This is a genomic window from Promicromonospora kroppenstedtii DSM 19349, assembly GCF_000515355.1.
GTDB lineage: Bacteria > Actinomycetota > Actinomycetes > Actinomycetales > Cellulomonadaceae > Promicromonospora > Promicromonospora kroppenstedtii.
On the sequence record NZ_KI911746.1, the window covers coordinates 55,974 to 56,753 of the forward strand.

Annotated in this window: 1 protein-coding gene; it reads right to left on the reverse strand. The window is 76.8% G+C overall.

Annotated features, from left to right (window positions below):
- Positions 1 to 59: 59 nt before the first annotated feature.
- Positions 60 to 780, reverse strand: a 721-nt coding sequence (locus PROKR_RS25465; RefSeq protein WP_157602685.1) for an ATP-binding cassette domain-containing protein, incomplete at its 5' end; no start/stop codon positions are given.

Below are 780 nucleotides of genomic sequence, written 5' to 3' on the forward strand. Positions count from 1 at the left end.
CCGGACACGCAGGCCGCCCGTCGGGCCGACCGGCAGGCCGTCCGGGTCTGACGGGTCGGTCAGCCGGCGAGGTGGGACCAGCTGGGTTCCAGGTCGCGCCAGCTCCCGACGGCGGCCATGCGTCCGCCGTCGAGCACCACCACCCGGTCGGCGACGGCGAGGGTGGCGGTGCGCGACGTGGTGCCCAGCACCGTGGTGCCCGCCGCCCGCAGGGCGGTCCACACCTGCGCCTCGGTGACGGCGTCGAGCGCCGAGGAGACGTCGTCGACGAGCAGGAGGTCCGAGCCCGTGGCCAGCGCCCGGGCCAGGCCGAGTCGCTGCACCTGGCCGCCCGAGAGCCGTAGTCCTCGGTGACCGACCATCGTGCCGGTGCCGTCTGCCTCGGCGACGTCGCGGTCGAGCCCTGCCGAGCGGACGGGACCGTCGACCGGGCGGTCGTGGTCGAGCCGGACGTTGTCGGCCACCGTGCCCGACACGACGTGGGGCACCTGTGCGACGTGCGCGACGCGCGGCGGGCGCAGGAACGTCTCGGGGTCCGTGACCGTCGTGCCGTTCCAGGCGAGCCGCCCGTCGAGGTCGACGAGGCCCGACAGCGCGCCCAGCAGCGACGACTTGCCGGAGCCGACGCGGCCCACCACGAGGACCAGGTCGCCGCGCCCCACGGTCAGGTCGACGCCGGACACACCGACGGTGCCGTCGTCGTGGGTCGCGCTGAGGCCGTCGAGGCGCAGCTCGCGCAGGCGACCGGGGGCCACGGGGTCGGCCGGTTCGCCGGGCCCC